The 18,023-nt window shown below is 40.0% G+C and carries 19 protein-coding genes and 1 riboswitch; of the genes, 17 read left to right on the top strand and 2 right to left on the bottom strand.

The annotated features are described in order from the left end of the window. Positions 1-128 precede the first annotated feature (128 nt). Entirely contained in the window at positions 129-782 is a 654-nt protein-coding gene (locus GY23_RS07360; protein WP_075618575.1) for a glycerol-3-phosphate acyltransferase, read from the bottom strand. Positions 783-920: 138 nt separating this feature from the next. Continuing rightward, a riboswitch (SAM riboswitch) is annotated at positions 921-1,036 on the top strand. Positions 1,037-1,153: 117 nt separating this feature from the next. On the opposite strand from GY23_RS07360, the gene GY23_RS07355 reads away from it, so the two are divergent. From GY23_RS07355 to GY23_RS07280, 16 genes are all read left to right on the top strand, one after another. After that, positions 1,154-2,443 (top strand): O-acetylhomoserine aminocarboxypropyltransferase/cysteine synthase family protein, encoded by a 1,290-nt coding sequence (locus GY23_RS07355; protein WP_075618574.1) that lies wholly within the window; start codon positions 1,154-1,156, stop codon positions 2,441-2,443. A 16-nt stretch (positions 2,444-2,459) separates the two neighbouring features. After that, entirely contained in the window at positions 2,460-3,521 is a 1,062-nt protein-coding gene (metX, locus tag GY23_RS07350) for a homoserine O-acetyltransferase MetX (protein WP_075618573.1), read from the top strand. Positions 3,522-4,136: 615 nt separating this feature from the next. Beyond that, positions 4,137-4,922 (top strand): Flp pilus assembly protein CpaB, encoded by a 786-nt coding sequence (gene cpaB / locus GY23_RS07345; protein WP_075618572.1) that lies wholly within the window; start codon positions 4,137-4,139, stop codon positions 4,920-4,922. A gap of 21 nt (positions 4,923-4,943) precedes the next feature. Next, positions 4,944-6,101, top strand: coding sequence for a CpaE/TadZ family protein (locus GY23_RS07340; protein WP_075618571.1), 1,158 nt, complete (start codon positions 4,944-4,946; stop codon positions 6,099-6,101). A gap of 13 nt (positions 6,102-6,114) precedes the next feature. After that, entirely contained in the window at positions 6,115-7,461 is a 1,347-nt protein-coding gene (locus tag GY23_RS07335; RefSeq protein WP_075618570.1) for a TadA family conjugal transfer-associated ATPase, read from the top strand. Then, entirely contained in the window at positions 7,458-8,384 is a 927-nt protein-coding gene (locus tag GY23_RS07330; protein ID WP_075618569.1) for a type II secretion system F family protein, read from the top strand. The genes GY23_RS07335 and GY23_RS07330 overlap by 4 nt, the downstream gene beginning before the upstream one ends. Before the next feature lie 4 nt (positions 8,385-8,388). Further along, a complete protein-coding gene (locus GY23_RS07325; RefSeq protein WP_075618568.1) occupies positions 8,389-9,321 on the top strand; it encodes a type II secretion system F family protein in 933 nt (310 codons plus the stop codon). 28 nt (positions 9,322-9,349) lie between these two features. After that, complete coding sequence (locus tag GY23_RS07320) at positions 9,350-9,556, top strand: hypothetical protein (RefSeq protein WP_075618567.1); 207 nt, start codon at positions 9,350-9,352, stop codon at positions 9,554-9,556. A gap of 39 nt (positions 9,557-9,595) precedes the next feature. Further along, positions 9,596-10,993 carry a vWA domain-containing protein gene (locus GY23_RS07315; protein WP_075618566.1) on the top strand — a complete coding sequence of 466 codons (1,398 nt, stop codon included), beginning with the start codon at positions 9,596-9,598 and terminating at the stop codon, positions 10,991-10,993. Positions 10,994-11,008: 15 nt separating this feature from the next. Then, positions 11,009-12,706, top strand: a complete 1,698-nt coding sequence (locus tag GY23_RS07310) for a hypothetical protein (protein ID WP_075618565.1) — start codon at positions 11,009-11,011, stop codon at positions 12,704-12,706. A gap of 71 nt (positions 12,707-12,777) precedes the next feature. Then, positions 12,778-13,155, top strand: coding sequence for a hypothetical protein (locus GY23_RS07305; protein WP_075618564.1), 378 nt, complete (start codon positions 12,778-12,780; stop codon positions 13,153-13,155). After that, the gene (locus tag GY23_RS07300; RefSeq protein ID WP_075618563.1) at positions 13,152-13,811 is read left to right on the top strand and encodes a hypothetical protein; all 660 of its coding nucleotides are present in this window, start codon (positions 13,152-13,154) and stop codon (positions 13,809-13,811) included. The genes GY23_RS07305 and GY23_RS07300 overlap by 4 nt, the downstream gene beginning before the upstream one ends. A 4-nt stretch (positions 13,812-13,815) precedes the next feature. Then, positions 13,816-14,259 (top strand): DUF4234 domain-containing protein, encoded by a 444-nt coding sequence (locus GY23_RS19040; protein ID WP_075618562.1) that lies wholly within the window; start codon positions 13,816-13,818, stop codon positions 14,257-14,259. Positions 14,260-14,274: 15 nt separating this feature from the next. Beyond that, positions 14,275-14,874, top strand: a complete 600-nt coding sequence (locus GY23_RS07290) for a hypothetical protein (protein WP_075618561.1) — start codon at positions 14,275-14,277, stop codon at positions 14,872-14,874. Positions 14,875-15,193: 319 nt separating this feature from the next. Further along, positions 15,194-15,586 carry a hypothetical protein gene (locus tag GY23_RS07285; RefSeq protein WP_075618560.1) on the top strand — a complete coding sequence of 131 codons (393 nt, stop codon included), beginning with the start codon at positions 15,194-15,196 and terminating at the stop codon, positions 15,584-15,586. Continuing rightward, complete coding sequence (locus GY23_RS07280; protein ID WP_075618559.1) at positions 15,583-16,224, top strand: hypothetical protein; 642 nt, start codon at positions 15,583-15,585, stop codon at positions 16,222-16,224. The genes GY23_RS07285 and GY23_RS07280 overlap by 4 nt, the downstream gene beginning before the upstream one ends. 457 nt (positions 16,225-16,681) lie before the next feature. On the opposite strand, the gene GY23_RS07270 is transcribed toward GY23_RS07280, so the two are convergent. Further along, positions 16,682-16,912 (bottom strand): helix-turn-helix domain-containing protein, encoded by a 231-nt coding sequence (locus GY23_RS07270; RefSeq protein WP_075618557.1) that lies wholly within the window; start codon positions 16,910-16,912, stop codon positions 16,682-16,684. Positions 16,913-17,015: 103 nt separating this feature from the next. Between GY23_RS07270 and GY23_RS07265 the strand changes: the two genes are divergently transcribed. Next, entirely contained in the window at positions 17,016-17,885 is an 870-nt protein-coding gene (locus GY23_RS07265) for an EamA family transporter (protein ID WP_075618556.1), read from the top strand. The last annotated feature ends 138 nt before the right edge of the window (positions 17,886-18,023 follow it).

The raw sequence follows: 18,023 nt of genomic DNA, 5'->3' as shown, positions 1-18,023 counted from the left end.
TTGTAGTTTACCATTTTCTTTCGAAAAGCGGAATATACTTCCTTTACTGTTTTCTAGATTAATTGTTTCGTAGAATTGGAAGGGGTGTCTAAATTCAGATACATTACTAACGAAAAAACGACACCCCATCATTTCGATGGAGATGCCGTTTTTTTCTTTTTAATGACGGAAGATAGTCGAGGTTCTGCATGTGCTCTAAAACGCTTTACATTGTCTTGGTGTTTCCATATAGCTATCAGGAAAAGTCCAATTGCGATGGCTGATGACCAGTATCCGTCGGTAAACCAAATTGCATAACCACAAAGAACAACATATAAACCGAGCACACCCAAAAGAATGAAATCGGTTAATAGACTGGTAATAACAAATACAGACAACCCAATCAGACCCAGTTTCAAGTCGATGGCAAAAAGTAGACCGATCACCGATGCAGTTCCTTTTCCTCCATCAAAATTCATCCATACGGGAAAGTTATGACCGGTGACAACAGCCGCACCCGTTAAAAATAGTAGAGACACGATTTGTTCATTCGAAAAAGAAGTAGATTGTAAGAAATAAGATAAAATTAAGACCCCTAGTATCCCTTTTCCAATATCGATTAATGCGACAAGAGCTCCATATTTCCACCCTAAAACCATGGTAGCATTAGAGGCACCGGAATTTTTCACCCCTTGTTCTTTTACATTCACGCCAGATAATAATTGAGCCATTTTTGATCCATGCAAACTTCCGAGGAAGTACCCACATAAGACAATCAAAAGAATCCATAGCCATAGATTCAATGTACTCACCTCCTAAACTCTCATTTTATTAAACGTAACACGATTGGCTGAAGTTTCAAAAAATATTTCAAATAATTCTTGACTATTCTGATTTTTAAAACATATACTTGTTCTCAAGATGGAAAACTAAATCAAATACTCTTATCAAGAGCGGCAGAGGGACTAGGCCCTGCGATGCCCGGCAACCAGCAAGTGAAAACTTGAAAAGGTGCTAATTCCTACAGATTTCTTTATGTGGATCTGAAAGATAAGAGGAGGAATACGCACTTGCGATCCCCTCTTCTTAAGCGAAGATGGGGATTTTTCGTTTTTAAAAAATCCTCTTTCGCCTCCACACTTCCATCTATAACACAATCCAGGAGGGAAAAACAATGGCAAATCTTCGACCAGAAACACTTCTTTTACACGGTGGGCAACAGCCTGATCCAATTACGGGATCAAGAGCGGTACCTATTCACAAAACGACATCATTTGTCTTTAGAGACACAGAGCATGCACAAAATTTATTTGCACTACAGGAAGCTGGTAATATTTATTCGCGAATCGGAAATCCGACTGTGGACGTATTTGAACAACGGATTGCCTTACTTGAAGGCGGAACTGCGGCAGTAGCACTTTCCAGTGGGATGGCTGTCATAGCTTTCTCCATACTGAATGTGGCTGGAACTGGAGATGAAATCGTTGCTGCAGGTAATTTATATGGTGGGACCTATAATTTATTTGCCAATACACTTCCAAGGTATGGCATTACAGTGAAGTTCGTTGATGCTACCAATCCAGAGAATTTCAGAGCGGCAATCACTGATAAGACGAAAGCTTTATTTGGGGAAATCATTGGAAATCCAAGCTTACATGTATTAGATGTTGAAGCAATAGCAAATGTTGCTCATGATAATGGAATTCCTCTAATTATTGATAATACTTTTGCCACTCCGTATGGTTGCAATCCAATAGAATTCGGTGCGGATGTCGTTGTTCATTCTGCAACTAAATGGATTGGAGGTCATGGTACATCGATTGGTGGGGTTGTTGTCGATGCAGGTAAATTTGATTGGAATAGTGATAAGTTCCCAGGGTTTACAGAGCCAGATACAAGTTATCATGGTCTGCGGTATGGACTGGATGTTCCAGAAGTCGCATTTGCGATTAAACTTCGGGTTCAATTACTGCGGGACTTTGGACCTTGTTTGAGTCCGGATAATGCGTTTGCTTTCTTGCAAGGTCTAGAAACACTGCATTTACGTTTACCTAAACATAATGAAAATGCCAAGGCGGTTGCTGACTACCTACAGGATCATCCTGCAGTGGAATGGGTCAATTACAATGGTTTTGCCACACATCCATCTCATGAATTGGCAAAAAAATACTTGAAAAATGGCTTTGGTTCAATTGTGAACTTTGGGATTAAAGGTGGTCGCGATGCAGGACGTAAGCTGATCGACAACATTCAAATCTGGTCTCATGTTGCAAACGTGGGGGATGCAAAATCACTGATTATCCACCCAGCTTCAACCACACATCAACAATTAAGAGGAGAAGAATTACTGCAAACAGGCGTAACAGAAGAGTTAATTCGTCTATCTGTAGGTTTGGAATCTGTGGAAGATTTACTTGCCGATCTTTCACAAGCAATTGAGAAAGCGACAACTGTAACTGTTTAAAGAGGAGGGGTATCTAGTGGCAACTGGTAGTGTCTCTATTGGTAAACTTCATTTGGAGTCTGATGAATGGCTGGAGGATGCAGAACTTTCATATGAATCGTTTGGTCCTGAAGATGAAGATGCTCCAGTTGTGCTAATCTGTCATGCCTTGACGGGTACTCAATACGCAATTGGTTCAACCGAATCGAGCGGTTGGTGGAGTGGTTTAATTGGACCTGGAAAAAGTATTGATACAGATTTATTCAAGGTCATTACTTTCAATGCTCTGGGTGGGTGCTCGGGTTCTACGGGACCATTGTCAATCAATCCAGTCACAAAAGCACCATATCGTTCTTCATTTCCCGAGATTACAATCCGTGATATGGTGTATGCCGAAAAGAAAGCCTTACTTGCATTAGGTATCGACAACTTGCATGCAGTCATTGGTGGATCACTTGGTGGCATGCGTGTGTTGGAGTGGGGGTTGCTATACCCCAATGATATGAATCTACTTTTCCCTTTAGCAGTAACTCCATATTTAAGTGATACTGGGATTGCCTTTAACTATATTGGTGTTCATGCAATCGAGTCGGATGTTAATTATAAGGATGGGAATTACGAAAGCACGTCAGATATTAAAGGATTTGAGACAGCGAGAATGGCCGGATTGGTCACGTATCGCAGCGAAGCGTTACATAAAGAACGATTCGCCAGAAAAACCAAGTTTGATGGCATGTTTGAAGTTGAATCCTATTTGAAATATCAAGGGATCAAACTTGCTGAACGTTTTGATGCGAATAGCTATCTGACACTATTGAAAGCGATGAATACGCATGATATCGGTCGTGGGAGAGATGGAATCGAAGCAGCTTCTAAACAATACAGGGCAAAACTGATTGCGATCGCATTCACACATGATTTAATTTATCCTTTCGACCAGATTCATTCCTTCTCGACTCATGTACCAGATAGCCATTTTCATATTGTGAACACACCATTTGGCCATGATGGATTCCTTACTGAATTTGAAAAGTGGGGTCATATCCTTACGACTCATCTGGAAGAGAAAAAGTGGCTACGATTAAAGCAGGAAAATTAGGTTTTTGTACACTCAATAAATGTCAACTTTTATAGATATTAATGCAACCATATAAGAATAATGGACTGCTACGAATTCTCTATCCGGAGAAGCGTGGCAGTCTTTTTTTATGTCTAGCTCCAAGCGCAATCCCTCAGGTCCCATCATGGGGTTAAAAAGTCACGAATTTCGCCTTTCATCATTTCAGCACCGACGTTGGGCTAGAACTCGCTTTGCGCTTTTCTTATGCAATAACCTCGAAAGAGAGGAATTATAGTTAATTATTTTGAAATAAAGTATCTTGAAGCCGAAATATATGGAAATAGGTGGATAAAAATAAAGAATCATTAGTCCTGCTAATATCCAATTAGTGGTTATTAAAGGGATGATTAGCTCTAATTCAAACATATTAGTATTGCGAAATACCTCCAAATTCAGAGTAGGTAAAAAATAATGTCGGTAAATAGGTTTATATACTTGGTACAAGGGAACTAGTAGGTGGAGTTGGGAAAATAATCAAACTTTGACAATAGAGGAAAGGGAATGGTAAATAATAATAGGTATTCCTTGTGGAAAAAGAAAGAATTATATGCTAATAGGTATTATTGATCATGTTTTGGAAAGAGGGTTTGTTAAATGTTAGAGGCAAAAAGGCGAGCGACTATATTTTTCATCTTGGCATTTATATTAGCAGCAGCAACTGGATACATGGTCCTTCAAAAAGTGGAAGACTTGAATTCAGATTTAGGAGCCATGACGAAAGTCTATATAGCAAAAGGAAATATAGATCCTAGGACCTTGATTAAGAAAAATCAAGTAACCGTTATGGAAATACCCAATAAGTTTGTTGTTAAGGATTCGCACATTACATCATTCGAGGAATTAGAAAATCGAGTATCAGTTTTACCTCTTGCTAATGGGGACATGATTACGCAAAGCATGATAAAACCAGCTTCGACTTTACAAAATGAAAACAATCGATTGGTCAGTTTATCAAGTACGGAAAAGATTAGATTCGACCAAATCATTGAATCACTTGATCGAGTAGATATTGTCGTTTCAACGGATAACAATGGTAAGCGTAGTACTTCTGTATTCATGAAAGATGTACTTGTACGTTTCGCCGTAGGAACAGAAGACTCAATGGCAGGAATTTCAGTCGAAGTGACAGCCGAAGAAGCACCAGAACTAATACATATGCAAAACTATGCCGACCACATTCGGATATTAAAAGCCAATGTGGGGATAAATGCAGTGCCGACTGATGAAACGGAAGCAAAAACCGAAACGCCAGAAAAGCCAGAAACTAAAGTGGAAGAAAAACCTGCAAAAGAAAAACCTGCAGCAAAAACACCAACCGAAAGTGCTCCTGCAACTGAGACACCGAAAGAAGGAACACCGGCTACAGGAAGTGGACAGTAAGACGGAAAAGAGGCTGACATGATGGAAACATCCATAAATATATTAATTGTTAGTGAATGGGAACAAAATACAGCACAGTTGAAAACAATTGCCGAGAGCTTTTCAAGTCATGTGACCACTGTGAATTATTCAGATGCTATCCGGGAAATGAATCGGGAAACACGTGATATTGTCATAGTCTCCCAATTTGAAACGGATGCGTCTGTCGAGGTAGTTCAATCCATACGGCTGGTTAACCCAGCATGTCTATTGTTATTCGTTGCAAATGCTTCGGATTTCACTTTGCTTCGATCGATTATCCGTTCTGGAGCAGATGAATTCTTTGTTTTCCCAGATGAAGCAAGTTTGTTTGCCAGCAGATTTCCAACAATCGTTAAAAATTACGAAAATAAAAAGAATTCTATGGAAGAAGCAGCGGTTACATACGGCCGCAATCGAGGGAAAATCTTCTCGTTCTATAGTGGGAAAGGTGGAAGTGGACGTACGTTGATTGCATCGTCTGTTGCGCAAACACTGAAGCTTGAATCAACAGCAGAAGTCATCTTGATTGATCTGAACACACAGTACGGTGGGATTGAAAGTGTCTTTTCCATTGAATCCAATCGATCAATGGCCGACTTAATGCCGGTAGTTGAAGAATTGAACGAAAGTCATATTAGAAACGTATCAGAGACACAGGTAGATTCAAAATTGGAGATATTGATCAGTCCGTGTGATGCTGAAATTGCGGAATCAATTGATGAAATATTCATCGCGAAGTTGGTTCGGACTTGCCGACGATCGTTTGATTACGTTTTAATCGATTTGCCGAGTCACATCAATGCGCAGGTCGTAGCTGCTTTAGAAGAATCAGACAAGATTTATTACATACTGGCACCTGAAACACCAGCATTAAAAACGCTAAAACAATTTGAGTCATTAAGCGCTCGACTGGGTATTCATTTGGCAAACCGAATGGAAATCGTAATGAATGAACTGGCGAAAGAAAACGAAGTTCAACAAAACGATTTGAAAAATGTATTGAGGTTTCCAATAGCGGCTTCAATTCGCAGAGACATCAAAGGTTTACAACCATTCATAAACAAAGGAATGCCAATTCGTAAAATCCAAAAAGAACGGAAATTGATTCCATTTGCAAAAGATATTCGAAAATTCGCACGAGATGTACTAAAGCAATAGGAGGTGAAGAGGGATGAGCTCACTGTTTGAAAAAAGAAAAGAGAAGCTTGTGCAGAAAAAGCCAACCTCTTACGAATACGAAAATCACCTCGTCGATGAATTAGTCGAACACTACAAAGCCCGTTTATTACGAGATACGAACTTGGAAGCTTTAACGCAGCTCTCCTCCGGCGAGATGCGGTTACGTATAGAGCAATATGTTTCGACCTTCATGTCTGAAGAAAAAGTAATTATTTCTAGACACGATAAAGAGCTTCTGATTACTAGAATCCTGGATGAGTCCGTAGGGTTTGGTCCCTTGGAACCACTTATTAACGACCCTGATATCACGGAAATTCTTATTAATGGATTTCAGGAAGTATATGTGGAAAGAAGAGGGAAACTACAGGAAGTTCAAATTTCTTTCAGGAACGACGAGCATGTACGACATATCGTGGACCGCATTGTAGCTCCACTTGGTCGACGAATCGATGAGAGTTCCCCGATGGTGGATGCCAGATTGCCTGATGGAAGTCGTGTCAATGCCGTTATATCACCTGTCAGTCTATCTGGAACTTTGGTGTCCATTCGTAAGTTCAGGGCAGATCCATTTAAAGTGGAGGACTTACTGGAGTTCAATTCTTTAAATGAAGATATGGCGAAGTTCCTGGATGGCATTGTTCGTGCCAAGTTAAATACGCTCATCAGTGGGGGAACTGGTTCAGGTAAAACGACTTTGTTGAATGTCATAGCAGCCGCGATTCCTATTGGGGAACGAGTAATTACTATAGAAGATTCCGCGGAATTACGTCTTGACCGACCAAACGTCGTAGGTATGGAGGCGCGACCCGCAAACGTTGAAGGGAAAGGGGAAGTAAGCATTCGAAATTTAGTGCGAAATGCTCTGCGAATGAGACCTGATCGTATCATCGTCGGGGAAGTTCGAAGTGGCGAAGCATTCGATATGCTGCAGGCCATGAATACTGGTCATGAAGGATCGATAACCACAGTCCATGCCAATAATGCCGATGATGCACTACGTCGTGTCGAATCGATGGTCATCATGGCAGGAATGGATTTGCCGTCTACGGTTATTCGAGAATATATTGTCGGTGCGTTGGATATTATTGTCCAAGCGACTCGTTTGACGGATGGAACACGTAAAATTGTCTCCATTTCGGAAGTGCAGAAAAATGATGGCAAACACCGGATAGTTGAGATTTTCAAGTTTCAACGGACGGGATTAACGAAAGATGGGGATGTAGAAGGTCATTTTACGCCAACAGGTGAAGTTCCGCAGTGCCTGGAACGAATTCGTGTGTTCGGCATTGAAATGGATGAATCTTTATTCCAGCCCGAGAAGCGGGGTGCTGCAGTATGACTGAAGCGATTTTAGCAATGTCAACCATTCTCGTTGTAGTTATTGCTTTCTACTTTCATTTAGGATACCGCAAGGAAAAAAGAGAATGGCGTAAAAATGTTCAGCAATTTTATAGAGATGGTGAACGTAGAAAGAGTGTCTTGGTCGTTATTGGAACAAAATATGACCAAACTGAATCTGCAAAACTATTGGAACACAAACTGATAGATGCAAATATCAGCTTTACACCTTCAGAATTTATAGGAGCACTCATTGTTGCATACATGGGATTAGTGATTGGCCTGCAAACTTTCTTTAATTTAAATTTGTTAACTGGACTCATCATAGCTCTATTGATTATTGAAGGTGCTCGTCGCGTACTGTTCATGGCTCGAAAGAACAAGAAGAAGCAAATGCTGGTGGAGCAACTACCTGAAATCTGTCGTATTTTAGCCAATTCAACACGATCTGGTATGACACTCAATCAAGGCATACAGCTTGTTTCACAGGAAATTTCGGAACCTGCAAAATCAGAGTTTAAAAGATTGGCACACGAACTTTCACTAGGTATTGATTTTAATGCTGCGATTCGTAGTATGGAAAAACGAGTGGAAGACAAAGAGTTCCAATTATTCACCGCAACGATGCTCATCCAAAAAAAGGCAGGGGGTAACTTATACGCTGTCCTGGACGAAATGAGTCAGACATTGGAAGAGCGAAAGCTTTTGAAGCAGGAAATCAAAACTATGACAGCAGAACAACGTTACATTTCGTATATAGTGCCTGTCATTCCTATTTTCCTTGTCCTCATGATGAATAACATTATTGAAGGATTTTTGGATCCACTCTTTACCGGAATAGGCATTATCTTATTAGCATTCTTCTTAACCGGAACCATATTAACATTTGTGGTTGTACGAAAAATCACGAATATAAGGGTGTGATGTAATGGATGGAATTATCGCCTTGGCGGTACTGATGTTTATCGTATTTGTCGGTATTGCCCTTCGCTCTTCCTATGTTTACTGGCGTGAACGTAAAGCAATAAAAGAACAGGTCGTCGAATCACTGTTTGTCTATGATGCATTTTACCGGAAGGTCACACGTAAGGAAAAGCTGGTCGCCAAGACATTTCAGTTTGCCGATGACTTTGCTGACCTGGGGCAACGCATAAACTTTTTCAGTGAAAACGATGATGTGAAGAAGTGGTTGCTTCAGGCAGGATATCCATATGAATTAACCGTGGAGCGATTCCAAGGATTAAAGATATTCTTATCGATTGTCGGTTTCTTTGTGGGGGGAGTATCTCTAATTCTACTTCTGCCATTTTCACAATTTATGATCATCCTGCTCCCGATTTTCGGTTACATGAGTGCCATTATGTGGATTCGTTCAAAAGCAAAAAAACGGCAGGAGGAAATTTCTTATCGTTTACCGGACTTTCTCGATACGATGAGCGTTACATTGCAAGCTGGTGTAGCGATGGATCAAGCTATACGTGACATCGTGCCATACTTTGATGGTCCGGTGAAAGAAGAGTTCGGACGCTTTATTCAGGAGATCAGCGTAGGGGTTCAAAGATCAGAAGCCTATCGTACTTTGCTGGTCCGCAATGATTCAAAAGAGTTTCAAATATTAATCAAGTCCTTGATTCAAGGCGAACGATTGGGTGTACCGATTGCTGATACGTTTAAACAACAAGCCGAAGAAATGCGAAAGTTAAAAAAAGAAATGATAAAAGAGAAGGCTGCAAAAGCTTCACCGAAAGTAACACTTGTTACGACATTCATGATACTGCCGTCTTCGCTTGTATTAATCGGAGGCTTGATGATAATAAATATATTCAACGAAAACAAGGGTATTTTTGATTTATTCCAATAAAAAAACAACTCGAGGGAGAGAAAACAAAATGAAAAACTTACTTATGAACGCAATGATGAATATCGTGGTACCTGTGAAAAACGAAAAAGGTGCACAATCACTTGAGTGGTTGGGACTAGCAGCATTATTGATTTTAGTTTTAGGGATCATTTCAACGGCAGTGAGTGGACAATCAGGAGCAATTGGTAATTTGATCAGCAGTATTATTTCAAAAATCAGCGGAATGGTAGGCTAATACACTCGTAATTCAGACATCAAGAGGGGCGGTAAGAGAATGAATTGGAAACATTTCATGATTCCAGGCTTACTCATAATGACTCTTTATGGGTGTAGTGATGAACAGCAAGCAAGACCACATGCAGAAGAACCACCAAAAGAACAGACAAAAGAAGAAAAGCCAACTACTGTAACTCCTGAGCAAGAGAATCCATCTGAACCAAAAGAAGAGGAAAAAGAGGAAGCAGTGCCTCTGCCAAGAACCTTAAATGAATTGGCTTTACGTACACCTGGATATACAGGTTACTTGGCGACCATTGATAAAGAGGATCAAAAGAAAATTGATGAATTAACGAAAGACTTGCCGGATATTTCCGGGAATCCAAGTGAAGAAGATCTGGACGCCTATTATAGTCATCTTCTATCAGTCTATCAACAAGACTTTGAAGGACCAGAGGATCTAATCAATCAGTTGAAGTTCCAATCGATAGGCAGTCCAGATGTAGAAGATCCACGCATGCAATTCAAAGAAAACTTAAATGTGATGGTGATTCTCGATGCTTCCGGAAGTATGGGGAAAAGTCTCGGCAACCAGACTCAAATGGAAGCTGCAAAATCAGCGATTACCAACTTTGTGCAAGGACTTCCTGAAAACGCGAACGTTGGTCTGCGCATTTACGGGCAAGAGGGTACAGGCTCTTCAGCAGACAAGGCACTTTCTTGTGGCAGTAGCGAACTGATTTACCCGATTGGTAAGTACAACTCAGCAACGTTCACGCAAGCATTAACCAAGGCCGTGCCAGCAGGATGGACGCCCATTCAGTTAGCTTTGAACGAAGCGCAAAAAGATTTGTCCTCCTTTAAGGGAGATAAAAATACCAATATCGTCTATTTGGTAAGTGACGGTATTTCGACATGTGATGATGATCCAGTTGGAGCTGCAGAAAATCTGTACAATTCGGATATTACACCGATTGTCAATGTAATCGGATTTAATGTAGACAGTGAAGGCCAACAACAGTTAAGAGCGGTAGCTGAAGCGACAAAAGGTTCTTATCAGGACGTACAAAATGCACAAGGTCTTCAAAATCAGTTAGACCAAGCAAAAAAAGTAGCAGAGAAGTGGAAACAGTGGAAGACCTCACAAGAAGGAAATCTTGGACTGGAACAAACGAATAATTACTTGGATATTTTCGGTTACCATTCAAAGGAATTCAAAAAGTATGTAGATGAAAGACAACAAGTAGGCTTTACATTAACTTACTTATTGCAAGAACATGAGAAAATGTCTCAGGAAAGCCATGATTACTTAATCCAGAAAAATGTGGACTATCATTTATGGATCGAGCAGGAATACGATAAGCTCAAAAAAGAATTAGAGGTATTGAACGACAAGAATTACGCCGAAGCCATAGAAACCCTTGAACAGGAATACAGCCAAAATGTAACCCCATAAGCAGGAGGTGTACGTATGAAAAAGACGATTTTTAAAAAGTTTTTTGCCGTTAGCATGATTTCTTTTCTATTGTTTTGGACCGCGGGACCATCAGTCATATTGGCAAACTTTACTCCAGGGAAAGCAATCACACCGGGTTCAGCCATAACAGGAGGAAGTCCATTTCCGGGGGGACAATTTATTGCACCTGGTGATTTCGGTGCTCAAGGACAGTCTTACTTGCCTGGGCAACCTGGCTCGAACGGCATACCTTCAATGTCTGGTCAACCGATAATCTATGGGTCGCCAACCACTACTGGATTATTTATAACGCCGAACTATGTTAGCTACCCATTTAATTGGTTACAAACGGGAACAGCGATAAGTGGTGGACAAGGTCCAAATGGAGGAACAACTGACGGTGGTTCAGCAGGCACAGGAGGAACGGGTGCGAACGGTTCTGCCATTGATGGTGGACAAGCTGGCACAGGAGGAACGGGTCCAAATGGTTCTGCCATTGACGGTGGACAAGCAGGCACAGGAGGAACAGGTCCGAATGGTTCTACCATTGACGGTGGACAAGCTGGCACAGGAGGAACAGGTCCGAATGGCTCTACCATTGACGGTGGACAAGCTGGCACAGGAGGAACAGGTCCGAATGGCTCTACCATTGACGGTGGTCAAGGTGGCACAGGTTCAGGCGGTTCCAGTGGAAACGGTGGTACTAGTGGCTCAGGCGGAACCGGAACAGGTGGTTCAACCGGTGGTGGAGGTCAAGATGGAGCGGGATCGGGTGGCTCCTCTGGATCAGGAAGTCAGGGTGAATCTGGTACTGGGGAAGTAGCTGGACCTACGAATATGGAAGCGTTGTTCAAAGGTACTGATGATGGAAGAGGGATCTGGGGTACTATTACTGGTAGCCTTCGAGATGTAAAAACATATTGGTTCGGTTTTGGAGACAAGGTAATTGGTCCACTGGTTGCATGGAATGCCGGATTTGATTTTAAAACCATTGAATCAGGTAGATTACAAGGCAATATTGCAGTTAAAGGGAAAGCCAATGTCAAAAACCCAATTTTGAATCACTATTATCAGAACTTCAAAGAATACAAGGTAAATGGTGAGACTAAGAAACTTGGGATTGGGGCACGACAAGTAAGTCAGGCGAAAATCGATGCATTTAATAAATCCAGAAAAATAGCGGCACCGGGTGCAACGAATTTATCTCGTTGGGAATTGGCTAAAGCAGCAGCAAAATCGAGTGTCGATGACGCAATTAATGTGAAAACAAGTGCATTTTGGAAACTCAAAAACTGGGGCAAACTCAATGGACCAGTCAATGTCTTACTGAGCTCTGCCAATAGTATCATTGATTATTCGGGAATAGGAAAAAACTCAAGTATTGGGTATGCTTCCACCGACTTTGCAGCTGATATTACGACCGACGTTGCTGTAGGTGTTGGAATAACTGCACTATCTTCAGTAGCCGGCAGTATGGCAGCTGGTGCTATTGTTGGAACAGCCATTCCGATCCCAATCGTAGGAACTTTGGTTGGAGCAGGTGTTGGCTTGCTAGTGGGTGCAGGTGCAACGCTACTGATGAATACAAATGCAGGAAAGGCTGTCAAGAAATTCGTGCGTGACGGTGTAAAAGCAGTTTACGATGGTGCAGTTCACGCGGCCAAAGGTATTTGGAATGCAGGTACCAATTTAGTCGGATCCTTATTTGGATAATATTAATAGTTGATGGTGGGAGTCGTTGTTGGTGGCTTCCACTATCAATAAATTGAAGGCAGGCGATAGGGATGTTTCAAACAAAGAAATTTCTTCAAATGTTGGGAATTGCAATAATCAGTACATTTTTCTTATCCATACTAATGGGACTTCTAAATTTTGATGGATATCATGTTTTTATTACACTACAACTTTTGATTACATATGGAACAATTGGGGTTTTATCGGTCTTCTGGTTACCGGACACACCTTATATTTCTGCCTATCTAGGAGCTATAACAATGTCTCTATTGAATATTCTTTTCTCCTATTATATTTTCAATGTCCTGATATTTGCCGATCCTACCGGGATCAATAGCAGTATGTCATGGGCAGTAATTGTTTCAATGGTTTTTGCTTTCTCAACAAAATTCATAATAAGTAAGAAAGAAAGTAGGGTCCCCGCATGATCCGAGAAATGGTAGACATCTATAGCCGTCATTTAATATTGATTCTATTATTATCAGTGTTAATCATTTTCCCGATTACAATGGCAGGTTACTTTGCGGCAATGATGTCGTATGAAATCGACGCATTATCAACACCTACCTATTTTGCTGGACTGCTTATGCTCATAAACTTTATCATTTGTGCCCCTCCATTTTTAAAACTTGTCTTACGTGACAAAGAAGATGAAAAAATGACCTTGAAAGAGGGAATTCTTTTTTTCATTAAACAATTCGGGCCTTTATTGATGTTGACCATTCTACTTTATTTAGCAGCGATTTATAGTATGTGGATGTTCTTTATTCCTACTGCAGTGATTCTGATCTTTTTGATGGTTCTTCCATACTTTACGGATGAACAAGGCTTGAAGAGTATGGTGAAAAAAACATTCACTAAAATAATGGACGAAAATATTGTAATCTTTATTGATTTGATCATCGTCGTTTCAATTAATTTATTAGTCTGGGCTCTTATGATGTATGTTTTACATAACTATGAAAATAATATTTATGGCTATATGGTACTTCGTGGAATATTGAATACTTTTTCTCTGCCAGTAATTTATATATATTTAAGCTTAAGATATCGAACTGAAACCACTAAAACCGGATTGGGGTGAGAAAATGAAGAACAAAATGAGTTTGAATGTGAGCCAACCTTTGAAAAAAACTAATTTATTCGTGATGATTCTTCTTAGTTTTTTTTCACTCGGTTTCTATATGAGTGTTTGGTGGTTGAAAAGAAAAGATGATATTCGACAACTATCGGAGAAAAATTATATTCCTTTTGGATGGTGGAAGTTTTTTGCGTTGGGTTTATTTATGTTTCTCCTATTGAATATTCTGAGGGCTTTTATCTTCACTGATTATGGATTTCTAGTCATAGAATCCTTTGATACAATTTTCACCTTTTTCTTTATTGGACTTCTGAATTATTCATCATTTCGTTTAGCAGAAACACTAGAATCGAAAACTGACATCAGATTCAATCGTATTCTGTTGACTTTATTCAATCTTTTCTACATCCAATTCAAAGTAAACAAAGAACATAAGTTACAGACTACTTAAGATTGGAGGCTCATGATGCAAAAAAACATACCGAATGAATCATCAGAAACAGTTGCGGATAGTCGTATCAAGATGACCGTCTTTTTACTAATTTGCGTAATGTTGCCATCCAGTTTCATGCCAGAAGAAACGGTTGTGAAATGGCTAATTATTAATAGCATTATTCTTTTATTAATAGTGGGCATACAATTTGGAGTTTGGCAGAAATACAAAAATGATACGGTTAAATACTATTCATTTCAGGTTTACATCATGTTGATGGGGATTGTGCTTTTTGCAGTAATTCCTTTGCTCAAATTATTGAGCGGAACAATCTATTTCTGGCTAATGGCTTTAGCTACCGTCGTTATCATTATCGCAGCACATGTTTTAAAGAAAAAAACCACAGTAGGTTTCGTCAATAGAAATAATAAAAATCTTATGAAAATTGCATCCGTTTATGTGGTTATATTAGTTTTCGCAGCACTTGTATTGATTGCCATGATGCAGACGAAAGAAGCACCTGAAAATACTGGTGTGTCCATTTTATTTTATCTAGTAGGCGTATTATTTATTGTACTGGCACCCATGTTTCTATTATCGAAAACAGAAGTGGATCGTCTAGCGAAGTCTTAAAGTATGGCACGAAGAGAGAGAAAGCTCAGTATGTTGCAAATCAAAACTCAGACCCATTATTAGAAATCGATTATTCATTACTCCAGCTGTTGCCATAGCATTACCTTTTATTTATTACCTTCAATTTAATAAGCGGCAAGATGATAGTAAATGTTAATAGGGATAGCATACTTTGTTCTGTCACCTGTATTTAAGAGGTTATATTCGTCTATCTATTTTTGGTTACTTTTAATTGGTATGGGAGTATTCGATGCTAGTCACGTCAGTAAAAATAATAGAATTGCGAGAAAGAGAACTATGAGAGATAAGAGGTGTTTTGATGAAAGGCATAAAAGCTATCAGGAATGAAAAAGGCGCATTGAGTATTGAGTTTTTAGGGATATTGCCTTTCTATTTCCTATTTTTCCTATTGCTTTGGCAAGTGGTTGCTTCCGGTTATGCCGTGTTAAGTCTGAAATCTGCAGCAAATGATGCAGCTTCGGTTTATGCTATGACTGAAAATGCGAACGAGGCACAGGCAGCCATGCAGCAATCCATTGGTGGCAGTTTGCTATTAACAGGAGCAAGCATTTCAGTTACTCCGCAGGGAAGTGGCTCTTTTACATTAACGGTTAGCGCGCAACATCCACTTGTATTTGTACCTGCCGAATGGAAAAAGCAAACCTCCGTCTCATTAAACTCGCAAGCATCAGGTAAGGTGTTTGTACCATGAAGTATTTGAAAAATGAACGAGGTAATTCTGCCTTTTATCTCATTTGGATTCTGGGTATTTCAGCAGTGATTTTTGTGATCGTGGTGAATATCACCAAAGTATACTTAGTCAAAGAACAAACCGCAACGGCCACACAACAAGCCGCATTTGCTGGGACCATCGTTTTGTTGGAAACAACTCAAGAAGGAATTGAGGATTTTGACAGTGATTTGACGAAGTCCGCTGCCCAAAAAGTATTGGACGGTGGAAAAACGATTCAAGATCAGATTGATGAAAAAGTGGAAGAATTAATGGGGCAGGGTGAAGATCTGCAACTCGCCTATATTAAAGCCTATAATTCAATTATTCCAGAAAAAATGAACAAGCACCCTCAATTTAAAAGTGTAATGAAGGATAAATTCAGTGATTCAGGACTCAGTGGGCGCTTATACCATGCGGTACAATCCACAATTGAGGCAAATAAAGCTAACCATGCCAGTGTGGAAGTCGTCCTTTCGAATTCGACATGGCGTGTCGAGGTCAAAGCAGACTCAGACTTTGAAACCGTAACAGATGGAACCTATCTAAAATCATTTTCTTCAAAAATCCCTCAAAAAGGATATGGTCCCTCACTGGATTATGTGAAATTTATGTATTGAAAGAGTGAAAACCAATTTTCAATCAGGTTTCTGGGGAGCATTGGAAATGCGAAATTGCTTCTGCGGATAATTGTCGCATAAACACCAGAGTCAGGACAATCCCTCTTTCCATTGTAAGGCAATCAAAGCGACCAACTTTGATAATCCAGTAAAATGTTATTAAGAATAAAAAACCGAGCAGCTTGATGCACGGTTTTTTTGATGTTTGCCTTTTAACTTTCGTGTCTTTTACTTCTTGAGACAATGATTTATACAGTGAAAGTATCATAATAAAGGAGAACGGGAATGTAGCAACAATGAGCATATTCTGCAAGGCATCCAAACCTCCAGATGACAGTCAGATAACCGCAATCGATGATTGTGCAAATCCCCAAATCACTTTTACCATGTTTGTGTGATTCGCCTTTCTTCCTTCCAGCACCGGAGTCGAGCTAGAACGGTACTTTCAGCTTTTCTATCAATCTTCGTCTTTTACATCGATATCTTCTGGGATTGGTGTATTACGCCACTCATCAATTTGTCTTTTTACATCTTCTACTTGTTCTAAATGACGCTCAAATTGTGATTGATTAATTAAAAATTGGTCGCCATCATGAACTGCTTTGATTCGACCTTCCAGAACGTAATTGCGTACTTGGTGTTCAGGCATGGATAAATACACGGCAGTTTCTTCTATTGTTAAGTACATAGGAAACACGCTCCTTTTAATTTTAGTATAAATGACAAAATTTCATATCTCAATATGTGCAAAATATGGTAAGGTACAGTCAATGACAACTAGAGGTGACTTTATGAAAACAGTAATCCCTTATTTCCTTGTGTTACTAGCGGCTGTGTTATGGGGGACGACTGGAACGGCAACCACATTATTGCCAGATAGTGCACAACCATTAACGATTGCAGCAGCACGCTCAGCAGTAGGTGGCTTTTCTCTATTATTGGTGATGATCTTGATGAAGAAAATCAATTTCCGAACCTGGCCTTGGAAAGCGACAGTTGTAGCTGCCATATGCATGGCCATCTTCCAGCCCTTATTTTTCACTTCGGTTCGTCTGACTGGTATCGCAATCGGAACAGTAGTGGCGATTGGGAGTGCCCCAGTATTTTCAGGATTGATTGAATGGTTGTTTTTGAAAATGAGACCTTCCCGTTCTTGGGCTATGGCAACAGCAATGTCTGTCATCGGATGCAGTTTATTGTTTTTAAATAAAGATGCATTAACCGTTAATCCGATAGGTGTTACGTTTTCGTTAATTGCAGGTTTAGTCTTTGCGATCTATACGATTGTGACGAAAGCAGTGCTGACAAAAGTGGAAGCCATTCCTGCAGTAGCCATGACGTTTTCCATGAGTGCACTGATGTTAATGCCTTTTATATTGAGCTTTGACAATACCTGGATTGTCGATCCTTCAAGTATTTCCATCGTTTTATATTTAGGTTTATTGACAACAAGTGTAGCATACATACTTTATTTAAAAGGTTTACATAAAGTTCCTTCATCATCCGCCGTTACCCTATCTTTAGGAGAGCCATTAACAGCTGCCGTTTTGAGTGTGTTTTGGGTTGGAGAAGTGTTAAGTCCTGTATCATGGGTGGGCATATTGCTCTTACTTGGTGGAATTCTTGTATTAACGTTTAGTGGGCGAAAACGTTCGAAGTGAAATTGAATGAATGTGGAAATCTTTTGACTTAGCTTTCCATGAGCTGTGGAAAGCACCACACTGCATCTCGATCTAAACGAAGTGGGAGTAATGTGACGAAGTTCACATGCTCCCACTTCGTTTAGAAGTTTCTTAATC

Origin of the sequence: Paenisporosarcina indica, assembly GCF_001939075.1 — a bacterium.
Classification (GTDB): Bacteria; Bacillota; Bacilli; order Bacillales_A; family Planococcaceae; genus Paenisporosarcina; species Paenisporosarcina indica.
Note: the sequence above shows the minus strand (reverse complement) of the source record. Positions and strands in the feature narration are given on the sequence as shown.